Here is a 440-nt window from a genome sequence, read left to right as displayed (position 1 = left end):
ACCTTCTGCTGATTTCGAAGTCGTGAAAAGAGCCTCTTCAATGAATGAATCCTATCCTTTTGTTGTTAAAAAGAACAATTGGTCGTATATCGGAGATTTTGTGAATAGAGGAACCCTACAATATCAATGGCCTACCCTCATGGGCGATTTATTGCAATTACCCAAGCCTCAGTCACATCCAGCTTTTATTGTTGTATCAGATATTAATATGAAAACAGATGTGGGAAAGCTAGAAAAGGTAGTGAAGGCATTCACTAAAAATAGGGTGCCGATTGCACTTGAAGTAACACCTATATTATTGGATGAATCTGAAAAAAATATATATTACTTACATGATAATAAAAAATTATTAAGTTATTTGCAAAAGCTACAAAATGAAGGTTATCCATTTATTCTTTCTTCTACTACTTCACCTGAAAAGAGTCTTGATTATTTAGCAT

1 protein-coding gene is annotated in these 440 nt (G+C 33.4%); it reads left to right on the top strand.

Annotated features, from left to right (window positions below):
• Positions 1 to 40: 40 nt before the first annotated feature.
• A partial coding sequence (locus tag LC455_RS31155) for a DUF2334 domain-containing protein (RefSeq protein WP_223596813.1) occupies positions 41 to 440 on the top strand: 400 nt, incomplete at its 3' end.

This window comes from Neobacillus bataviensis, from assembly GCF_019969725.1.
Note: the sequence above shows the minus strand (reverse complement) of the source record. Positions and strands in the feature narration are given on the sequence as shown.